Origin of the sequence: Cryobacterium sp. TMT2-4, assembly GCF_004402575.1 — a bacterium.
Taxonomy (GTDB): domain Bacteria; phylum Actinomycetota; class Actinomycetes; order Actinomycetales; family Microbacteriaceae; genus Cryobacterium; species Cryobacterium sandaracinum.
Genome location: NZ_SOGE01000037.1, coordinates 70643 through 91433 on the forward strand (window position 1 = coordinate 70643; position 20791 = coordinate 91433).

At 68.5% G+C, this 20791-nt stretch carries 18 protein-coding genes; 8 read left to right on the plus strand and 10 right to left on the minus strand.

Going from position 1 to position 20791, the window contains the following annotated elements; genetic code table 11:
• Positions 1 to 48: 48 nt before the first annotated feature.
• Both E3O54_RS13110 and E3O54_RS13115 read right to left on the minus strand, forming a co-directional pair.
• Positions 49 to 1305: a regulator gene (locus E3O54_RS13110; protein WP_174720225.1), complete on the minus strand. Its 1257-nt coding sequence runs from the start codon at positions 1303 to 1305 to the stop codon at positions 49 to 51.
• A 2-nt stretch (positions 1306 to 1307) separates the two neighbouring features.
• On the minus strand, positions 1308 to 1940 hold the full coding sequence (locus tag E3O54_RS13115; protein ID WP_104099850.1) for a hypothetical protein: 633 nt from the start codon (positions 1938 to 1940) through the stop codon (positions 1308 to 1310).
• A gap of 211 nt (positions 1941 to 2151) precedes the next feature.
• Between E3O54_RS13115 and E3O54_RS13120 the strand changes: the two genes are divergently transcribed.
• Positions 2152 to 2484 (plus strand): helix-turn-helix domain-containing protein, encoded by a 333-nt coding sequence (locus E3O54_RS13120; protein ID WP_104099849.1) that lies wholly within the window; start codon positions 2152 to 2154, stop codon positions 2482 to 2484.
• A gap of 408 nt (positions 2485 to 2892) precedes the next feature.
• Here E3O54_RS13120 and E3O54_RS13125 read toward each other — a convergent pair whose 3' ends face one another.
• On the minus strand, positions 2893 to 3558 hold the full coding sequence (locus tag E3O54_RS13125; RefSeq protein WP_241976898.1) for a hypothetical protein: 666 nt from the start codon (positions 3556 to 3558) through the stop codon (positions 2893 to 2895).
• A gap of 238 nt (positions 3559 to 3796) precedes the next feature.
• On the opposite strand from E3O54_RS13125, the gene E3O54_RS13130 reads away from it, so the two are divergent.
• The gene (locus E3O54_RS13130; RefSeq protein WP_233191219.1) at positions 3797 to 4237 is read left to right on the plus strand and encodes an Rv3235 family protein; all 441 of its coding nucleotides are present in this window, start codon (positions 3797 to 3799) and stop codon (positions 4235 to 4237) included.
• 455 nt (positions 4238 to 4692) lie between these two features.
• On the opposite strand, the gene secA is transcribed toward E3O54_RS13130, so the two are convergent.
• The 6 genes from secA to mtrA form a co-directional block, all read right to left on the minus strand.
• Complete coding sequence (secA, locus tag E3O54_RS13135; protein WP_134401760.1) at positions 4693 to 7503, minus strand: preprotein translocase subunit SecA; 2811 nt, start codon at positions 7501 to 7503, stop codon at positions 4693 to 4695.
• A 100-nt stretch (positions 7504 to 7603) separates the two neighbouring features.
• The gene (gene hpf, locus E3O54_RS13140; RefSeq protein WP_134401761.1) at positions 7604 to 8308 is read right to left on the minus strand and encodes a ribosome hibernation-promoting factor, HPF/YfiA family; all 705 of its coding nucleotides are present in this window, start codon (positions 8306 to 8308) and stop codon (positions 7604 to 7606) included.
• Positions 8309 to 8408: 100 nt separating this feature from the next.
• Positions 8409 to 9089 (minus strand): ComF family protein, encoded by a 681-nt coding sequence (locus tag E3O54_RS13145; RefSeq protein WP_104099846.1) that lies wholly within the window; start codon positions 9087 to 9089, stop codon positions 8409 to 8411.
• An 86-nt stretch (positions 9090 to 9175) separates the two neighbouring features.
• Complete coding sequence (locus tag E3O54_RS13150; protein WP_166785905.1) at positions 9176 to 10858, minus strand: LpqB family beta-propeller domain-containing protein; 1683 nt, start codon at positions 10856 to 10858, stop codon at positions 9176 to 9178.
• Positions 10851 to 12500, minus strand: coding sequence for an MtrAB system histidine kinase MtrB (mtrB, locus tag E3O54_RS13155; protein WP_233191217.1), 1650 nt, complete (start codon positions 12498 to 12500; stop codon positions 10851 to 10853). The genes E3O54_RS13150 and mtrB overlap by 8 nt, the downstream gene beginning before the upstream one ends.
• A gap of 7 nt (positions 12501 to 12507) precedes the next feature.
• On the minus strand, positions 12508 to 13188 hold the full coding sequence (gene mtrA, locus E3O54_RS13160) for an MtrAB system response regulator MtrA (RefSeq protein WP_104099844.1): 681 nt from the start codon (positions 13186 to 13188) through the stop codon (positions 12508 to 12510).
• 131 nt (positions 13189 to 13319) lie between these two features.
• Between mtrA and E3O54_RS13165 the strand changes: the two genes are divergently transcribed.
• From E3O54_RS13165 to E3O54_RS13185, 5 genes are read left to right on the plus strand one after another with little or no spacing between them, the layout of a single operon-like run.
• Entirely contained in the window at positions 13320 to 14507 is a 1188-nt protein-coding gene (locus E3O54_RS13165; RefSeq protein ID WP_134401762.1) for a hypothetical protein, read from the plus strand.
• A 2-nt stretch (positions 14508 to 14509) separates the two neighbouring features.
• Complete coding sequence (locus E3O54_RS13170; RefSeq protein WP_134401763.1) at positions 14510 to 15190, plus strand: DUF4129 domain-containing protein; 681 nt, start codon at positions 14510 to 14512, stop codon at positions 15188 to 15190.
• Complete coding sequence (locus tag E3O54_RS13175) at positions 15187 to 16422, plus strand: DUF4350 domain-containing protein (protein ID WP_134401764.1); 1236 nt, start codon at positions 15187 to 15189, stop codon at positions 16420 to 16422. Before E3O54_RS13170 ends, E3O54_RS13175 begins: the two co-directional genes overlap by 4 nt.
• On the plus strand, positions 16419 to 17387 hold the full coding sequence (locus tag E3O54_RS13180) for a MoxR family ATPase (protein ID WP_134343285.1): 969 nt from the start codon (positions 16419 to 16421) through the stop codon (positions 17385 to 17387). The genes E3O54_RS13175 and E3O54_RS13180 overlap by 4 nt, the downstream gene beginning before the upstream one ends.
• The gene (locus E3O54_RS13185; protein ID WP_104099839.1) at positions 17388 to 18695 is read left to right on the plus strand and encodes a DUF58 domain-containing protein; all 1308 of its coding nucleotides are present in this window, start codon (positions 17388 to 17390) and stop codon (positions 18693 to 18695) included.
• A gap of 3 nt (positions 18696 to 18698) precedes the next feature.
• Here the strand turns inward: E3O54_RS13185 and E3O54_RS13190 are convergent, their stop codons facing one another.
• On the minus strand, positions 18699 to 19694 hold the full coding sequence (locus E3O54_RS13190) for a stage II sporulation protein M (protein WP_134373640.1): 996 nt from the start codon (positions 19692 to 19694) through the stop codon (positions 18699 to 18701).
• 17 nt (positions 19695 to 19711) lie between these two features.
• Between E3O54_RS13190 and E3O54_RS13195 the strand changes: the two genes are divergently transcribed.
• Complete coding sequence (locus E3O54_RS13195; RefSeq protein ID WP_134401765.1) at positions 19712 to 20566, plus strand: RDD family protein; 855 nt, start codon at positions 19712 to 19714, stop codon at positions 20564 to 20566.
• Positions 20567 to 20791: the final 225 nt, after the last annotated feature.

A 20791-nucleotide genomic window follows, 5' to 3' on the forward strand; every position in this document is an offset into this window, starting at 1 on the left:
CGCAAGTCGACGCGGGGTTCGACGCGGGATTCGACGCCGACGGTGGGCTCAGGTGGCCACCGCTGGCCGGCGCCATCTCGATTCCCGGCGCCGTCGCCCCGTGGCGGGCGCGGGCACCGGCAGCAGCTCCGTGCGCACGAAGCGACGGATGCTGGTGCGCGCCGGGGACTTCGGCGCGGCATCCCGCAGCGTGCGCCCGGCGACGATGGCCGCATCCGTGGACACCTGGTCCTGCGGCACCAGGATCGGCGACTCGATGCCGCCGAACCGGCGGAGCGCCGATACGACCTGCCCGTTCGCATCCAGCCCGACCGCGCCCCGGCGCACCCGGTTCATGACCACGCTGACCTGATCGGTCGTGACCACCTCGGCCAGGTCCACCCAGGCGCGCAGGAACCGGGCCATCCCGACCGGGTCGGCGAGGCCGCAGGCGACGACGTGGTCAGCCAGTCCGAGACCCGTCAGGGTGGCCGCGTTGCGGCGCGGGGCGAACAGGTCACTGGAGATCTCCTCGTCGCTCTCAAGGCTGAACCCGGTGTCGAGCACGACGTAGTCGACCCAGATACGGAGCGCGTTGATGGTGCGCGTCACCCGCTCGGTGGAGAGCTCGGGCCAGCGCGACGGCCGCCCGATGCCGGTGAGCACCCAGAAGGCTCCCTGCGGTGAGTTGTAGCGCTGCGCGATGCGCTCAAATTCGGACCGGGTGAAGCTGTCCGAGCCGGCCAGGCGGCACGCAGCGGCGAAGCCCGGCGCCTCATCGAGCATCCCCAGGCTCGGCGCCACCGAACCGCTGTAGGTGTCGATGTCCGCCAGGGCGACGGTATGCCCGGCAGCGGCGATCTCCGCCGCGATGTTGATCGCCAGAGTGGTGCGCCCCGGGGCGCCGGCCGGCCCCCAGACGGCGATAACCGTGCCCTGCCGTTTTGTGCCGGGCAAGCCCGCCGGATCGCCGACCCGCAGCGGAATGGCGACCCCGGCGCCGATCAGCGCCTCAGTCTCGGCCCAGTCGGCGGCGGCGTCGACCACGTCGAAGAGGCCGAGCCCGGCCGCATTGCGTCGGTCCTGGTCGTTGGCGGCGAGCGCGATCACCCGGGTGCCGTGGGCGTCGCAGGCGGTGATCAGCTCGGCCGTGAGCGTGCTGCGGCCGGCTCCGACGATCACCACCTCGGGCGCGCGCTGCCGCAGGGCGAGGATCACTTCGCCCGCAGTCGTCGGACGCGCCACGATCACATGGCCCTGCTCGATGATGTCGATCAGCAGACGGTCTTCGGTGTTCCGGTCGAGTGCCAGTGCGATGGTGGCCACGTTTACTTCTCCAGCGGTGCGTTGACGGGCACAACCGCGATGGCGTCGCGGTTCGCGATGGACTCCAGCACCGCCGCGACGGCTCCCTTCGGCACCAGGATCTCAAGTGTTCGGATGCCGCCTCCCGCCACGAGCCCCGTGGGCTCGACCAGACGCACGACCGCGGCCTGGTCGACGAGCACCGTCGGCGGCCCGAACGTGTTCGGGTCCGTTTTGCGGGCGGACCAGACGTCGACCACGGAGCCGGGACCGATGTTCGAGGCCAGGGCGCTGGTCAGCTCAACGACCACGCTCGTGACCTCGGTGCCGGCGGTGCGCCCGACCGCGGACGCAGGCACAAGTTCCCCGGCGGCGATCGTGCGGGTGACGACCAGCCCGTCATCCGGCAGCCCGTCGGGGGTCACGTACAGGTCTCCCGTTACACCAAGCCGCACCTGCGTGGCCACGAGGTCGGATGCCTCCACTCGGTCCCCGACGGCGAGCGCCGAGCGCGCGGTGAACACCGCCGTGGACCGGTCGGCGGCGGAGACGATCAGATAGACGCCTCCGACGGCGGCGACCACGAGCGCCAGCCCGATCGCGAATCGCGGATCGAACCAGAATTTCGGTCGTGCGTTCCTGGCGGTCTTGCTCACGGGCGCCTGCCTCCCCAATACTGACTCAATTGGTGCTGACTCGATGGAGCCGGATCGATGGTGCCGACTCAATAGTTTCGACTCGAAACTCCGTTTGACCCGGGAATCCGCCTCGACGTCCATCGTGGTCGTCTTCGCCCCCACGCGGGAAAGTTATCCACAGCCTCACTCCTCCCCGATTAGGGCCCGCCCGCCGACGGATAATCGATCCATGAACGATTCCGGGGCTGCTTCCAGTGTGGGCCGGTTCCTCACCCTGGCCGACACCGCGGAGATCCTCTCGTTGACGGTGGCCGAGGTGCTGGAGCTGGTGCGCACCGGTGAGCTGCCGGCCATCCGGCTCGGCACCCAGAGCACCCCGGCGGGCGGCGCAGGCACGATCGGGGCCGGCAGCGCGGGCGTGTGGCGGGTCGAACGGATCGTGCTCGAGTCTTTCATCGAGGCCAAGTACGAAGAGGCCCGGCGCATGTCGCTGTGGCAGCAGTCGGACTTCGGGAACATCCCCGAGCTGTCCGGCGGCACGATCATCCGTCCCGACGACTGACCCGGCTAGATTGATGCATCCTCGTCGTGTGGTTGTGCCGCTCCCGGAGGGTCAGGGCTGACCGCACGGGGGCACGCTGCTCATCCAGGCGGACCGCTGTCCCCGGCGTTGAACCAATTCGACGGAGATTCTTGGTCAAACAACCGTTCTCGAGCCCAAACGGGCTGTTCAGACTTAAATCTCCGTCGAATTCGTTCGGACGAGTTGCTGCGGGCTGTGAACGCGAAAGGCACGGCGGCTCAGCGCGAACGGTTGGTGCAGACGGTTGGCGCAGAGCGTTGGCGCAGAGCGTTGGCGCAGAGCGTTGGCGCAGAGCGTTGGCGCAGAGCGTTGGCGCAGAGCGTTGGCGCAGAGCGTTGGCGCAGAGGGTTAGGCCAGAGGGTTAGGCCAGAGGGTTAGGCCAGAGGGTTAGGCCAGCCGTACGAGCTGGATCTCGCCTACCGGCACGATGCGGTACTGGTGCACCTCCGCTTCGCGGCGCAGGGTACCCGGCGCGTGCAGGGCCAGGTCGATGTGGTCCCGGCCCACCCGGTCGATGGTGCCGGGGAGCACACCGGCACGGGTGTGCACCTCCAAGTTGGAGCGCCGTCGGCAGAGGTCTCGCAACACGAACGCCAGGCCGATGCGGTCCACGATCCGGGCTGCGGATTCGGGCTCGGTGCCGAGCGATCCGGGGATCTCCCCCCGGCGCAGGACGACCCCGGCCACGGCGGCCAGCGGGAGCACGCACTGGGAACCGGCGGAGACGGAGTCCAGCAGGTCACCCGCCAGCCAATCCCGCCCGAATGTGGTCGGCCGCACGGCGATCGTCTCCCCCGTCGCGAGCACGATCCTCAGCACACCCGCACCGGGGACCGACCCGGTCCAGGGCTCTGATCCTTTCCGGGGATCTGCGGCGACGTCGGGAGTGCGCGCGAGGTTGGTCAATCGGTTACGCAGAGACAGCCGACCCAGCCGCAACCGTTCTTCTTCGGCGCGCAGGTCGATCTCCTCGGCGTGCAACTCGTGTTCGAGCTGCCCCTCGAGGTCGTCGAAAAGGTTGTCCCAGCGCACAGTCCCGAAGTTAGCCCGCACGACCAACATCCTGCCCGGGTTATCCACAGGTCTTAAAAGCACTCGACACCACCGTCCCCGGCTGATTGAGTGTCGAGCACGGCCCGTACCCCCCGCGTGGGGGTGCCTGACCCTCGCCAACACCTGCTCCACCGAATGTCTGCTCCATCGCACGCCGGATCCACCCGAACCCCTTGAACCACCCGATTGCCACGGCAGGTGTGCCGCCGGCAGCGGACTCACGCACCTCGGAGGAGTCATGAGCGATCCAGCCAACACCCCGGCACGCCAACCCCGATCAAGGGACAACAAGTTCGTCCAGGACGACTTCTTCGGCCACCAACCGAGCAGCAGGGACCAGCTGCCAGACCCGGAGCCACTGCTGATCAACCTCACCCGCTGCGTGATCGAGGTGCTTGCCGGCGCCCGAGAGCTCGACCAGCTCGCCCGGTGGGTCAGCGACGACGTTTACCGGCACCTGCTGAAACGGGTGGTGCTCTCGGCACGGGCGCGCGCCGTCAAGGGGCAGAAGGCCCAGCGGCCCGCGTTCACGATCGGGCGGGTCACGATTTCCGAGCCGCGAGACGGCGTGATCGAGGCCGTCGTGATGGTGCACAGTAAGGTTCGCGTTCGCGCCGTGGCCCTGCGCCTGGAAGGAATGGACCAACGCTGGCGGGCCAGCGCTATCAACGTGTTGTGATAACCGGCTCCGCGGGAGAAATGAGCCCTCGCCCCGGGGGCGCGCTCCAAGGGGATTGTTCCCACTGCCGAGGTAGGCGCGCAGTGAACCGCGACGCGACTCGAACGTGTGTGACCGCTGCGGACCAGCGCGGGACCAGCGCGGGACCAGCGCGGAGGTCCGGCCCGGCGGGTCGATTCTCCCATGCTGGCCACAAGACCCGCCGGATGCGCGGCAGCGCTCGAGCGGTTCGGATCCCCGTCGAACTCCACCGCGCAGCCCGAACGAATTCGACGGAGATTTCGCCGGAGTCGACCCTAAAAACTCCGAAAAGGCAGTTTCATCCGAGAATCTCCGTCGAATTCGCTTACCGGACGCGGAGCCCCGCCGTGATGAACGGCGTCCACGCGGTGCGGTCGGCTCTGGTCTCCGGGAGCGCCTCCATCGTTCGATGAAGGCGCACGGACCTGACCGGGCTACTTCTTGCCCTGAGCGCGCCGTTCGGAGCGATTGACCGGAGCGGGCTTCGGGTCGTCGCCGCGCTGGCCGAACGCGCCGCGCTGGGGCGGTCCGGCCACCACGTCCGTCTCCGCTTCATCGGCGGGAGCCGCGGCGCTCGCCCGGCGGGCACGGTCGGTAGCGGCCTGCTGGATCTGTCCGCGCTGGTTGCGTACTTCGACTCCGCCCGAATCGCTCGGGGCGGTGTAGCTGAGCTTCTCACCCGCGGCCGCGGCCGGGGCGAGTCCCTTGGCGGCGACGATGGGACCGGCGACGGCGCCGGGGGCCTGGCTGACCTCGACCTCGAGGTTGAACAGGAAACCGACGGTCTCCTCGCGGATCTGGCCCATCATCTGCTGGAACATGACGAAGCCCTCGCGCTGGTACTCCACCAGGGGGTCGCGCTGGGCCATGGCGCGCAGGCCGATGCCGTCCTTCAGATAGTCCATCTCGTAAAGGTGCTCGCGCCAGCGGCGGTCGATGACCGACAAGACGACGCGGCGCTCGAGTTCACGCATCGCCGGTGAACCCAGCGACTCTTCTCGGTGCAGGTAAGCGACCTTGGCATCCGAGAGAATCTCACGGCGCATGAAGTCGCGGTTGATCTTGCCGCGGTTGCCGGCCTCGGCGACGACCTCGTCAATGGTCAGTCCCACCGGGTACAGCGTCTTGAGCTCGGTCCACAGGGCATCGAAGTCCCAGTCGTCGCCGTTGCCTTCGCCTGTGTGCACCTCGAGGACCTCGTCGACGACGTCTTCCAGGAAGCGCTGCGTGCGCTCGTGGAGGTCGTCGCCCTCCAGGATGTGCCGGCGGTCGCCGTAGATCGCCTCGCGCTGACGGTTCAGAACGTCGTCATACTTGAGCACGTTCTTGCGGATCTCGGCGTTGCGGCCCTCGACCTGCGCCTGCGCGCTACGGATGGCTCGGCTGACGACCTTGGATTCGATCGCCATGTCGTCGGGAATCCCCTGGCGGCCCATCAGGCTCTCGGCGGCGCCGGCGTTGAAGAGGCGCATCAGGTCGTCGGTCAGCGACAGGTAGAAGCGGCTCTCGCCCGGGTCACCCTGGCGTCCGCTGCGACCGCGCAGCTGGTTGTCGATGCGGCGCGACTCGTGCCGTTCGGTGCCGAGCACGTACAGGCCGCCGGCGTCGACGACCTTCGCAGCTTCCACGGCGACCTCGGCCTTGACGGCGTCGAACACGTCGTCCCAAGCGGTCTCGTAGTCCTCGGGGGTTTCGACCGGGCTCAGGCCTTTCGCGTTCATCTGGGCGACGGCGAGGAACTCGGCGTTGCCGCCGAGCATGACGTCTGTGCCTCGACCGGCCATGTTGGTGGCGACGGTCACCGAGCCCAGGCGTCCGGCCTGCGCGACGATCGCGGCCTCCCGGGCGTGGTTCTTGGCGTTGAGCACCTCGTGCCGCACGCCCTTCTTGGCGAGCAAGCGCGACAGGTATTCGCTCTTCTCGACGCTCGTCGTTCCGACCAGGACCGGCTGCCCCTTTTCGTGCCGGGCGACGATATCCTCGACGACCTGGCCGAACTTTGCCTCTTCGTTCTTGTAGATCAGGTCGGACTGGTCGATACGCTTCATCGGCTTGTTCGTGGGGATGGACACCACGCCGAGCTTGTACGTGCTCATGAACTCGGCCGCCTCGGTCTCCGCGGTACCAGTCATGCCGGACAGCTTCGAGTAGAGCCGGAAGTAGTTCTGCAGGGTGACCGTCGCCAGGGTCTGGTTCTCCGCCTTGACCGCGACGCCCTCCTTGGCCTCGATCGCCTGGTGGATACCCTCGTTGTAGCGACGGCCCATCAGGATGCGCCCGGTGTGCTCATCGACGATCAGCACCTCGCCGTTCATCACGACGTAGTCCTTGTCTTTCTTGAACAGGGCGTTGGCCTTGATCGCATTGTTCAGGAAGGAGATCAGCGGGGTGTTCGCGGACTCGTAGAGGTTGTCGATGCCGAGGTAGTCCTCGACCTTTTCGATGCCGGGTTCCAGCACGCCCACGGTGCGCTTCTTCTCGTCGACCTCGAAGTCGACGTCGGGGATGAGCTTGGTCGACAGGCTCGCGAACTCGGTGAACCAACGGTTGGCCTCGCCGGAGGCAGGACCGGAGATGATCAGGGGCGTGCGCGCCTCGTCGATCAGGATCGAGTCGACCTCATCGACGATGGCGAAGTAGTGCCCGCGCTGCACCATGTCGGAGGACTGCCAGGCCATGTTGTCGCGCAGGTAGTCGAACCCGAACTCGTTGTTCGTGCCGTAGGTGATGTCGGCCAGGTACTGCTCGTGGCGCTGGGCCGGCGTCTGGCCGGACAGGATGCAGCCGGTGGTCATGCCGAGGGCACGGAACACGCGACCCATCAGCTCGCTCTGGTAACTGGCGAGGTAATCGTTGACCGTGATGATGTGCACGCCGCGGCTGGTGATGGCGTTCAGGTAGGCCGCCGTCGTGGCCACGAGGGTCTTGCCCTCACCGGTCTTCATTTCGGAGATGTTGCCGAGGTGCAGGGCCGCCCCGCCCATCAGCTGCACATCAAAGTGGCGCAGTCCCAGGGTGCGGGTCGAGGCTTCACGCACGGCGGCGAACGCCTCGGGCAGTAAGTCGTCCAGCGACTCACCGCCCGAGTAGCGCTCACGCAGCACCACGGTCTCGTTCTTCAACTCCTCATCGGTGAGGTGGCTGAAGTCATCTTCCAACGCATTGGTGGCCTTCGCATACTGCTCGAGACGGCGCAGCAGACGCCCTTCACCAACACGAAGTACTTTTTCCAGAATTGAGGCCACGAATGCACTCCACTAGTCGTCACGGCGTGTGCACACGCCTGTCGTCGTTGCCGCACGCTCACAACGTCCGGCATGCGGCAACTATAACAAGGCTGGATGGTCAGTTGCTGCGCTCCCGAGAGGGCGGCACGACCTCCCCGGCCTCATCGGCGTTCTCGTCCAGTTCAATCACGCCGTAGTCCCAGCCCTTGCGACGGTAGACGACGCTCGGACGCTTGGTTACGGCATCCTGGAACAGGTAGAAGTCGTGGCCGACGAGTTCCATGAAGTAGAGGGCGTCGTCGACGGTCATCGGTGCGGCCGCGAAAACCTTGCGGCGGATGACGACGGGGTTGTAGACGTCGTCCGGTTCTTCGGTTGCCGGCGTCTCCGCGTTCACGACGGGGATTGCTCCGGTGCGCACCCGCTCGAGCACCTCGGCGTCGGCCGGCTTGATGTCGACCACGCTGAAATCGACGGATGCCGCGTCGTGCAACGAGATGGGACGGTGGGCCCCGCCGCGGTGCAGCTTCTGGCGGTCCTTGGCGCGGCGCACCCGTTCGAGCAACCGCCCCAGGGCGACGTCGAACGCCGCGTACTTGTCGGAGCCGTCGGCTTCGGCTCGAACGATCGGCCCCTTGCCGATCAGGGTCAGTTCGACCCGGTCGTTGCCCGTGGCACCGTTCTTCTCCCGGTGGCGACTCAGCTTGATCTCGAGAGCCAGCGCCTTATCGGCAAGACCGGCGACCTTCTCGGCCTTCTCGGTGGCATACTCGCGGAAACGATCAGTGATCCCTAGGTTTCGTCCAACGATGTTAATTTCCATGACGACCTCCAGATCTGGCGAACCGCCCGTATCTGGGCGATTATTACGCGCCTTCACGACCCACCGTAGCCGTGCGCGCCGGATAAGTCACAGCCTTTTGTCAATCTGTTTTCGATGTACTTTCGGCAACGGGGAAACGACGCCGTGTTTCCGCCAGAGTGGCCACGCCGACGACCTCGCCGCCCGCAGCGAGCAGGGCACGTCGCACCTCGAGCACGGTTGCCCCAGTGGTCAGGATGTCGTCGACGACCAGGATACGGAGGCCGGACAGCGACCGGTTCGCGACCAGCGAACCCGTTCGATTCCGGCCTCGCTCTGCGCTGCCCAGTCCGACCTGGTCCTGCGTCTCGCCCACGGTACGGAGCAACCGAGTCGGCCGGAGCCCCGAGTGACGGAGCAGCAGCTCCACCGGGTGATAGCCACGGATGCGCCACGCCTGCTGTGACGAGGGGACGGTCACGAGGTGCACCCCGGCACCCTCCGGTATGGTGGCCAGCGCCGCAGCCACGGCGACCCGGAGCGGACCGGCCAGCGCGCCGGCGGCATCCGTTCGGCCACCGTCCTTGAACGCTCCCAGGACCCGCCTGGCCACGCCGGAGTAGTCCAAAGCGGACCACACCAGGACACCCGATCGTTCGGAGCTGTGCGCCCGCGGTGCCAGGGCTGCCCGGCAGACCCCGCACAGGGCCCGGTCGGGCATGCCGCAGCCGCTGCACTCGGTGGGCATCAGAACTGCCCACGCGTCGAGGGCAGCCCGGGAGAGGCCGGCTGGAGGGCGCATCCCGCCATCGTGGGGCCAGGCCCGGCCGGCCCGGGCGCGGGGCTCGAACCGGTGCAGAACCGGCTTCCGCACGATCGGTGGAGGGGCTACCCGCCGATACCCTGCTGGGTGGCCAGGAGGGTGACACCGCCGAGTCGTTCCTGCCAGCCGGCACCGCGCTGCACCAGGAGACCGCCCGTGGACGAGAGCGCACGCAGGTCGCGCAGGTTGTTGCTGCCGACCATGGTGACGCTGTCCGGCGCGGACTCGAGGCGCGTGGTGAGTCCACCCAGCTGCAAGGCCACGATCCGTCCCTCACCGCTGGGGAGGCGGGTCAGGCAGGCCACGGTGAGTTCGTCGATCCAGGCCGCGTCCACGGCCGTGCCTCCCGGCGCGGCCAGAAGCACCGCGTCGCCCAGCGCGACCGGGGTGCTCTTGTCCCGGGTGATGGCGCTGACGACAAATCGGCTGTCCTTGCCCGACTGAAGCAGGGCGATCAGCCGAGTGCCGTCCCGCGACACGCGCAACGACTGGATCGCCGAGACTTCCGGCCACGGTGTAGGGACGGCGGTCGCTTCGCCGTTCGGGCCGTACACGAACAGTTCACCGGGGCGGGCGGCGGGCACCGACCAGACGAAGCCGTAATTGTCGATGGCAGGCGCGATCAGCCCCTGGCGGGGATCGAGCTGCACCGGGTCGTCACCGACCCTGACGCCGTACACTCCCGCTCCCGTCAGCACCGCGGCCGCGGTCTGACCGGGCGAGAGGGTGACGGAGGTCGGGTCCAGGGCGACGATCGAGCCGGACAATCCGGCGATCGGGCTGATCGAGGAACCGCTTGCCGCCAGGAATCCGAATTCGCCCTCGCGCAGGATCAGCGCCCGGGCGTCGACGCGGGAATTCGCGGTCGGGGCGTTCGCACTCAACTCGGCGATGTCCTGCAGGTTGCGGTTGACGGTGATGGTGGCGGACAGCCCGGGCGGAAGGCTGTTGGACAGTTGGGCCTTCATTCGCTGCAGGGTGACCCGGTCGGCGTTCAGCGCTTCGCTGTTGAGGTCGACCTTGGCGTCCCTGGCGATGACCTGCACGGCATCGGCGGTGAGCTTGGTGCCGTCGGGGAACGCCGTCACGACGGCTCCGGTGAACCAGGGGCTCGGGCCGTCGAGCAGTCCGTTGACGATCTTCGTCAGAGTAGCCCCACTGCGCGGGTACCAGCGCAGATCGGGCACCAGGTAGCTAAAGCCCGGGTCGAAGAAGTAGAGCGCCTGGGCGGTGAAGACATCTTGAAAGATATTCCGATCGACGACCGTGCCGTTCGGGGCCGCGCCGATGCGCCACTGGCCGCCGACCTGCACGAACTGGTAGCGCAACGCCACCGCGGTGGGCGACTCGACCTCGCGGTACTCGCCGCGCTCATCCACCTCGGCGACCGGATTCACCGAGAACTGCATCTGACCCTCGCCGACGGAGACGATGCTGCGCCCGGTGGCGTCGTCGATGGTCACCCCGGAGTCGGGCTCCCAGGAGCTGCTGTAGTTCGGAGCCAGGAACTCCCGCGCTATCGCGTAGTCGTTGTCGGGGCTCGTCGCCGCGTCGATGAAGCCGCGCAGGATCGCCTCGGGGGTGGCGTCCTTCTGCGGTCGCGAGGGCAGGAACACGGGTGCCGGGGTGGCGCCGGGCTGCACGGTCTGCCCCGCGCGCACGCCTCCGTCGCGCGGGATTCCCGCGCATCCGGTCAGGGCCACCGCGAGCGCGACCAGGCCAGCGAACATCCGGGTTCGACTACGCATAGTGCCCTCCCGTTTCTCCGGCGGCCGTGCCGCCGCCTGCATCGGCCGGGGGCAGCGGGCTCGGCGAGCTCGACAGCGTTCCGTTCGCGCTGCGCGGCAGGGTCAGCCGGAAGCACGACCCCTCCCCCGGGTGCGACCAGACCTGCAGCCAGCCGCCGTGCACGACGGCGTCTTCGAGGGAGATCGACAAGCCGAGGCCGGTGCCGCCGATGGTGCGCTTGCGCGACGGGTCGGCCCGCCAGAACCGGTCGAAAACGTGGGCCATCTCGGCCTGGCTCATACCCATGCCGTAGTCGCGCACCGACAGGGCCACCGCGCTCTCGTTGCTGTCGACGGACACGATGATCGGCTTGCCCTCTCCGTGCTCGATGGCATTGCCGATCAGGTTGTGCATGATGCGGCGGATGCGGCGGGGATCGACGTCCGCGTCGAGGTGCCCGCCCGGTGCCACCAAGGTCAGCACCGTGCCCTTGGAGTCGCCGAGCGAGCGCAACCCTTCGATGGCGTCCTCGGCCAGGTGCACCAGGTTCGTGGGCTCAGTCTCCAGCTGCACCGACCCGGCGTCGTATTTGCTGATCTCGAGCAGGTCGCTCAGCAGCAGCTCGAAGCGCTCGACCTGCGTGTGCAGGAGCTCGGCCGTGCGTTCGACCGCCGGCGGGAACGTGGCACGGTGGTCATAGAGAACGTCGCCGGCCAACCGGATCGTCGTCAGCGGGGTGCGCAGCTCGTGCGAGACGTCCGACACGAAGCGCTGCTGCACCTCGGACAGATCGGCGAGTTCCTTGATCTGGCTCTGCAGGCTGTCCGCCATGCCGTTGAAGGAACGGGCCAGCGTCGCGATGACGTCTTCACCTTTTTCCGGGATGCGCACGCCGAGGTCACCGGAGGCCAGCCGCGCGCTGGTGGCCGCGGCCACGCGGATCGGGGTGACCACGAAGCGCACTACAATCCAGGTCACGCCACCGATCAGCAGGATCAGCACCAGGCCGGCGATGCCGAGGGTTCGCTGCACGAAAGCCAGGGTTGCCTCGGCGTCGGCCAGGCTGTACCCGATGTACAGCTCGTACCGGCCGGCGACCGGCACGGTGAGCTGGGAACCGACGACGATGCCGGGAACCAGCGCGCCGTCATCCGTCGCAAGCGTCACCGACTGCCAAAACTGCTCCCCGGCTTTCTCCTGCACCTGGAGGCGGAGAGCGGGCGTGATCACGCCGGTCGAATCACCGAATGACGAGGAGTCCTGCGGCGCCACAGTGGAGGCGTCCTGCCCGGGAGACCGGAAGATGGCGATCATCTGGGACGAGGATGCCGCGGTAATCAGGGTGCGGGCGGAGCCCACCAGGGTCTGCACCTCCACCCGGTCCGCGGCGTCGGAGGCGTCGAAGATGCCCTGGGCGGCGGTCGTGGCCCGGTTCGAGTCGACGAGCACCTGGTTCAGTCTTGATTGAAACAGGTCGTTGCCCACACTCGCGGAGATGTAGACCCCGACCACCATGATGGCCATCCCGGACAGCGCCACCGTGATGGTCACCGTGCGGAACTGCAGCGAGGAACGCCACAGTCCGCCGATCCTGGCCGGCCAGTCCCGCCAGTCCCGCCAGTCCCGCCACACGCTGCGGTCGTTACCGGTGCCACCGAACACGAGGAACCTAGCCGGCCGCGCCGGCCCGATAGCCGACCCCGCGCACCGTCATGACGATGCGCGGGTTGTCCGGGTCGTCTTCGACCTTGGCGCGCAAACGCTGCACGTGCACGTTGACGAGGCGGGTGTCCGCCTTGTAGTGGTAGCCCCAGACCTGCTCCAGGAGCATTTCCCGGGTAAAGACCTGCTGGGGCTTGGACGCAAGTGCCAGCAGCAGGTCGAATTCGAGCGGGGTGAGGTTGATCTGCCGCGAACCGCGCCGCACCTCGTGCCCGGCGGCATCGACGACCAGGTCCCCGATCTGCAGGTTGGCGGGGGTCTCCGATGAAATCGGGCGCAGGCGCGTGCGGATCCGGGCGACCAGTTCCTTCGGGTTGAACGGCTTGACCATGTAATCGTCAGCGCCGGACTCGAGGCCCTTCACGACATCCGTCGTGTCGGTTCGCGCGGTCAGCATGATGATGGGCGTGCCGGATTCGGCGCGGATCAGGCTGCAGACCTCGATGCCGTCGAGGCCGGGCAGCATCAGGTCCAGCAGGACCAGATCGGGCTTGACGGCGCGAAAGACCTCCAGGGCCAGGGAGCCGTCGGCGCAGAAGACCGGCTCGAAGCTCTCCGCGTGCAGCACTATGCCGATCATCTCGGCCAGCGCGGTGTCGTCGTCTACGACTAAAATGCGTGCGTTCATCAAACCGTTTTCCACTCAGTCACCCAAAATACCCCGGTGAGTCATGCAATCACTGGCTCAAGAGTAGTCGACGGCGCCGCAGGAAAGCTCAACGCGCTCATTCCACACCGAGGTATGCCAGCATAGGTTTCGTGACCGACCCGCAGAACTGGCACTCCCCGACCGATGACGGGCGCAGCATCCCGGTCGGCGACGAGCAAAAACCGCCCCTCGCGCCCGCCGGTTTTGTGCCCCCGGCAAAACCGACCGCTGCTCCCGGCGCGAATACGCCGCCGGTCTGGGGTCCCCCACCGACCTGGACGCCGCCACCCAGACCGGGACTGATCCCTCTGCGCCCGCTGGGTTTCGGAACCCTGCTGTGGGCGCCGTTCCAGGTTCTGCGTCGCAACCCGAAGGCGACCTTCGGCAGCGCGCTGCTCGTTCAGGCGGGCGTCGCCCTGATCGCCGTCGTCATCGTGGGTCTGGTCTCCTACTTCGCGCTCGCACGGGTGGAGAACTCTCCACTGGAGGACCGCGACGCGCTCGAGGCCGGCGCGACCCTCAGCATTGTGCTCTCGGCCATCGTGCCGCTGGCTCTGGCGGTGGTCGCATCCGCTCTGTTGCAGGGCGTCATCGTGATCGAGGTGGCCCGGGCCACGCTCGGAGAGAAGCTGCGGCTGGGCGCCCTGTGGCGCGCCGTGCTGCCACGCCTCTGGCCGCTGGTGCTCTGGACCCTGATGCTGAGTTCGGCCCTGATTGCGGCCATCGCCCTCGTGGCCGGACTGGTGGTGTTCTTCGCCTCCCTCGGCGGAGCGGGCGTGGGTCTGGCGGTGGTCACCGGCATCCTCGGTACGGTCGCCCTTCTCGCGCTCGGCATCTGGCTGTTCACGAAGACCTCGCTCGTGCCGAGCATGATCGTGTTGGAACGGCTCGGCATCCGGGCGGCGGTGGGGCGGTCCTGGTCGCTGACCCGCGGCTACTTCTGGCGCACGTTCGGCGTGCAGTTCTTGGTCGCGACGGTCGTGAACGTCGTCTCCCAGATTGTGACGACGCCGCTGTCGCTCCTGTTCGGTGCCGCCATCTCCGTGGTCGACCCGAACGCCGCCTTCGATGCGTACCTCCCGTCAGTGATCCTGTACGTTCTGACCATCCTCATCGGCCTGGTGCTCGGCGCCGTAGCAGCCGTGGTGCAGTCGGCCGCGACCGCCCTGATCTACATCGATCTGCGGATGCGCAAGGAAGGCCTCGACCTCGAGCTGGCCCGATTCGTCGAATCGGCCGCCGGCGCCGGTCTAGACCCCTACCGGTCGAAGCCGGCACACGCCTCGGAGACTGCCTGAGCATGATCGCAGGGTCGCACATCCACACGGTGATCCGGGCGGCGATACCGGTCGATCCCGGCGCGCCCGAAGCGCGGAAGTGGCTGCGGGAAGAGCTGGCCAAGGCTCCGTACGAGGCCGCCAAGCCCACCTGGTTCGACCGGTTGTCGACATCGATTCTGGACTGGTTCGCCTCCCTCACCGCGCCCTCGGCCGACGGTTTCGCCGCCTGGGTGCCCCTGCTCCTGACCGTGGCCGTGGTGGTCCTGGTCGTCGCCGCCCTCCTCATTTTCGGCCTGCCCCGGCTCAACCGGCGCAGCCGGCTCGCGTCCGACCTCTTCGGCGTCGACGACCGTCGCGGCGCCGTCGACCTGCGTCGTGCCGCGCTGGCCGCCGCCTCCCACCGGGACTGGAACCTGGCGAGTGCCGAGATGTTCCGGGCGCTGGCGCGCGGACTGTCCGAGCGCACCATCCTGATCGTGACGCCGGGCACCACCGCGCACTCCTTCGCGGCGCGGGCCGCCGAGGCCTTTCCCGGCGAACGGGTGCGACTGAGCGAGGCGGCCGAGCTCTTCGACGGGGTGCGCTACCTGGGGGTCGACGGCACCGAGCAGCGCTTCCTGGCCCTGGCGGCGCTCGAGAGCGACCTGCGGGCCGCCCGGCCGCCGCACCTCGAGGACCCAGCCCCGACGAAGAAGCCATGAGTCTTCTCATCGAAACGGCCTCACAGTCGGCCGAAAACGCCGTCTCCTCCACACCAACCCTGCGCGAAGCCGGACGCCGGGCGCGGTACTGGCTGCTCGCCGGCGTCAGCGCACTGATCGTCGCCGTCGTCAGCACCGTCCTCGCTGCGGGCGGCGGCGTGGGCGGTAAGCCCCTCGGGGCCGACAGCGCGGCCCCAGCCGGCGCGCGGGCGCTCGTCGAGGTACTCCGCCGACAGGGTGTCAACGTCACCGCCGCCGACACCCTCGCGGAGGCGCGGAGCCTGGCCGGCGCCGCCGCCAACTCCACCGTGTTCTTCTTCGACGAGAGCGGCTACCTCACCGACGACCAGCTGAGCGCGATGTCCGCCCTGGCCCCGCGCACGGTGGTGGCCTCCCCCGATTTCCTGGCGCTGCAGACGCTGATCCCCTCGGTGGGCTTCGGCGGCGTGTCCCAGACCGCGGTGTCCCGTGCCGCCTGCACGGTCGCGGCCGCGGTCAAGGCCGACAAGCTCTCCCCCGGCGGCTCCACACTCACGATCCCGGCCGACGACGCCGAGCTGAGCGGATGCTTCACCTCGGGAGAGAACGCCTTCGCCCTGGTCGAACAGGCAACCGCCGACCGGACCCTCACCCTGCTCGCCGACGGCACCCTGTTCAGCAACGAGAAGATCGGCCAGGCCGGCAATGCCGCTCTCGCACTCAACCTGCTGGGCGCGGGGGACGACCTCGTCTGGTACCTGCCCACGATCGCCGATGTGCCGGGAACCGGAACGCCGTCGCTCGGCGAACTGACGCCCGGTTGGGTTACCCCGACCCTGATCCTGCTGGTGCTGGTCACCGTGGCCGCGGCCGTCTGGCGTGGGCGGCGCTTCGGGCCTCTCGTCGCCGAGAACCTGCCGGTCACCGTGCGGGCCAGCGAGACGATGGAAGGACGGGCCCGGCTCTACGCGCGCAGCAACGCCCGTCTGCGCGCCCTCGACGCACTGCGGGTGGGCGCCGTGCAGCGCCTTGCCGGCCAGGTCGGGTTGTCGCGGCTGGCGAGCCTCGACGATGTGATCGCCATGGTGGCCACCGTGGTCGACCGGCCGCCGGCCGACGTTCGGACCGTGCTGGTGGACGCCGTTCCGGCATCCGACTCCGATCTCGTCGCCCTCTCCGACCGCATCCAGGAAATTGAGCGGGCCACGGCCCGCGCGACCACGCCCCTGCCACCCGGAAGAATGGACTCATGAGCACTCATACCCCTGTCGATACCCTGCGAGGCTCCCTCGCCCAAGTCCGTACCGAGGTCGGCAAGGCCGTCGTCGGACAGGACGGCGCGGTAACCGGGCTGATCATCGCGCTGCTCGCCCGCGGCCACGTGCTGCTCGAGGGTGTGCCGGGCGTCGCCAAGACCCTCCTGGTGCGGTCCCTGAGCCACTCGCTCAGCCTGGAGACGAAACGGGTGCAGTTCACGCCGGACCTGATGCCGGGCGACGTGACCGGCTCACTCGTCTACGACGCCCGGGTGGGCAACTTCGAGTTCCGCAAGGGCCCCGTCTTCACCAACATCCTGCTGGCCGACGAGATCAACCGCACCCCGCCGAAAACCCAGTCGGCCCTCCTTGAGGCGATGGAGGAACGCCAGGTCAGCGTCGACGGGCGCTCCCTCCCGCTACCGGACCCGTTCATCGTCGCGGCGACCATGAACCCGATCGAATATGAGGGCACCTACACGCTGCCCGAGGCCCAGCTCGACCGGTTCCTGCTCAAGCTCGTGCTCGACGTGCCGGAGCGCGACGCGGAATTCGAGGTGCTGCGGCGCCACGCTGAGGGCTTCAACCCCCGCGATCTGGCCGGTGCGGGCGTCACCGCGGTTCTCGGCGCGGAGGAGCTGAAGACGGCCCAGGCCGCCGTGGCATCCGTGGGCGCCAGTCCGGACGTTCTCGCCTACATCGTCGACCTGGCCCGCGCAACGAGAAGCAGCCCGTCGGTCAAGCTCGGCGTCAGCCCGCGCGGCACGACCGCGCTCCTCGCCGCGGCCAAGGCGTGGGCCTGGCTGAGCGGCTATGACTCGATCACCCCCGACCATGTGCAGGCGATGGTGCTGCCGGTCTGGCGGCACCGCGTGCAGCTGCGGCCGGAGGCGGAACTCGAGGGCGTGTCCGTGGACGCGATCCTGCGTGCCGTGCTCGCCCAGGTGCAGGTGCCGATCTAAGTGACGCTCACCGGTCGGTTCGTTGCCCTCCTCGCGCTCGGCGTCGTGCCGATCGTGATACTCGGGAGTACCCCGGGGATGGCGACGGCCGTGCTGGGACTATGGGTGCTCGCCCTGGTGGGTCTCGGCATCCTGGACCTGGCCCAGGCCGGATCGCCGCGGAAGATCGTGCTCTCCCGCAGCATGCCCTCCCGGGTGCGCCTGGGCGAAAGCGTGACGAGCGACCTGTACCTGACCAACACCGGGGGTCGACGACTGACCATGGTGGTGCGGGATGCCTGGCAGCCGTCAGCCGGGACGGGCAACAACCGCACGCCGCTGGTGCTGCCTCCTGGCGAGCGACGGCTGGTGTCGCTGCGAATGACGCCCACCCGGCGCGGTGAACGCCGGGTGGACCAGGTCACGGTGCGCTCGTTCGGGCCGCTCGGGCTGTGGGCCCGTCAGGCCACCCTCCGGGCACCGGGCCAGATTCGGGTGCTCCCGCCCTTCAACTCGCGCAAGCACCTGCCGTCGCGCATGACCCGACTCAAGGAGCTCGACGGGCGCACCAGCCTGCTCGTGCGCGGCCAGGGCACCGAGTTCGACTCCATTCGCGAATACGTGCGCGGAGACGACGTACGCTCGATCGACTGGCGGGCCACGGCCCGGCACAACGACGTCATGGTGCGCACCTGGCGCCCCGAACGGGACCGCCGGGTGGTCATCCTGATCGACAGCGGCCGCACCTCGGCCGCGCGCATCGACGACGAGCCGCGCCTCGACACGGCTTTCGAGGCGTCGCTGCTGCTCGCCGCCCTGGCGGCCGGGGCCGGCGACCACGTGGACTTCATCGCCTACGACCGTCGGGTGCGCGGCCGCGTGCAGGGTGCGCAGGGAGCGGAGCTCCTTTCGCGCATGGTCGACACCATGGCCCTGATCGAACCGGAGCTGATCGAGACTGACTGGTCGGCCGTTCCCGGGGAGGTGCGCGCGGTGACGAGCCGCCGGGCCTTGGTCGTACTGATCACGTCGATCGACGCGGCCGGAGCCTCGAGCGCCCTGCTGTCGGTGCTCCCCCAGTTGACCCGCAGAAACACCGTGATCGTCGCATCCGTCACCGACCCAACCACCCTGGAGGCCACGCGCCCGCGCGGCAACCGGGAGGAGATCTACCGGGCGGCGGCCGCCGAACGGGCACTGCTCGACGTGGCCAGGGTCTCGGCCGCCATCCGACGCCAGGGCGCCGAGGTCGTCACCGGCTCCCCCGCCGACCTGCCACCCGCACTGGCCGACCGCTATATCGCGCTCAAGGCCGCCGGCCGGCTCTAGGCGCTAGGCCGCGTAGATCCGAGTGCTGCCGGCCTCGAATTCGGCCAGGTCGCCGGTCTCACCCGCCCGCACGGCACGCCGGCCGAGCACGAGCATGTAGGCGAGGAAGGCGAGGAGGGCGGCCGCGCCGATCCCGATCTTCACCGGCCACGGCCACGGGGCCGGGGTGACGAAACCCTCGATCACCCCGGAGACGAAGAGCACGAAGACCAGACCGATGGCCACCGTCGAGAGGGCGCGGGCATCCTCGGCCAAAGCCTGCGCGCGAGTGCGGGCCCCCGGGGCGATCCAGGCCCAGAAGATGCGCAGTCCACCTGCCGCGGCCACGAAAATAGCGGTCAGTTCGAGCATGCCGTGCGGTGCAATGTACAGGAAGAACACGTCGCCCTTGCCGTAGGCGAACATGACTGCGGCCGTGATGCCGACGTTCTGCGCGTTCTGCAGCACGATGTAGGGCACGTAGACGCCAAGGATCCCAAAGGCGATGGCCTGGGCGGCGATCCACGCGTTATTGGTCCAGACCAAGCCGGTGAAGGATGCCGCGGGATTCTCCGAATAGTAGTTGACGAAATCCTCGTTGACGAGTTTCTGCAGCTCGGCGTCGGAGCCGACGGCGGCCAGGGCCTCAGGGTTGCCGGAGATCCAGAAACCGTAGAGGCCCGCGACCACAATCGTCACTACCGCCACGGCAAGGGTCAGCCACCGTAGGCGGTAGAGGGCGGCTGGCAACTGCAGCACGAAAAAGCTCGGGATCTGGGAAACAACGTTCGCGCTCGCCCCCGTGAACCGCAGCCTCGCCCGGGACAGCGCCACCGAGAGCCGGTCACCCTCCAGCGTCGAACCGGCGGTCGACTTGATCGCCGACAGCTGGGTCGCGCCGGACTGGTACCGCTCGATCAGCTCGTCTGCCTGCGCGCCGGAGAGCCGCCGCTGCGTACCGAGCTCAGCCAGGCGGTCCCACTCGGCGCGGTGCGCCGCTGAATATGCGTCAAGGTCCATCTGCTCTAATAGTAGACATGGAGCAGCCCGGCAAGGTGGCCGATCACGGCCAGTATTCGTGGAGCGAGCAGGAATTGGTCACCGGCGAGGCCGTTGCCCTCGATGTAAGGGCGGCCAGCATCATCCTGCGCGCCGCCGGAACGATCATCGATTATGTTGCCTACATCCTCCTCTTCCTGGGGGTGGCCTTTCTTGTGGCCGGCCTCACGGGCGTGGCAATCGACGACGCACTCGGACGGGCGCTCGGGATCGCAGGCCTGGTGGTCTGCCTGCTCATCGTGCCGATGGCCGTCGAAACGGCCAGCGGCGGACGGTCCCTGGGCAAGCTCGCCATCGGCGCCCGCATCGTTCGCGACGACGGCGGCGCGATCCAGCTGCGCCACGCGTTCATCCGCGCCCTGCTGGGCATCATCGAGATCTACTTGACGTTCGGCGGCATCGCCGCCACCACTGCGCTTCTGAACAGCAAGTCCAAACGCCTGGGCGACCTGCTGGCCGGCACGTACAGCCAGCACGAGCGGGTGCCCCGCCTCACTGATCGAACCGTCCCGCTGCCGCCCGTGCTCGAGGCCTGGGCCCAGACGGTCGACATTGTGCGTCTCCCCGATCGCCTGTCCCGCCGCATCGCGCAGTTTCTCCACCAGGCCGACAAGCTGACTCCGGCTACGCGGCTGCGCCTCGCAGACAGCCTGTCCACCGAGGCCGCCCCGTTCGTGTCGCCGAAGCCAGAGGTCCCGGCGGAGGTCTTCCTGGCCGGGGTCGCCGCGGTGCGCCGAAGCCGGGAGTCCACGGCGCTGAAGCTCGAGCGGGAGCGTCTCGACCGTCTGCAGCCCATTCTGCATAGCCTCCCGCACGGTTTCCCCCAGCGGTAGGGCAACGGACCTCTCCCCGGCCGTTCCCGCGACGTATCCGACGAAGAATGTGGCGCTGCCGCCCGCGGGGCGCCCTCGCACCCGGGCCCGTGTGTGTGTGGCTAACTCAGGACATCTGTTGCCCGCAGTAGACGGCCGCCGCGGGTTAGTGCGGCATTGGTGCGGATGCCCGGCACGGCCCGGCTGGATCTCCTGAGTTGGCCAACGACCGCTGCTGGATGTGCG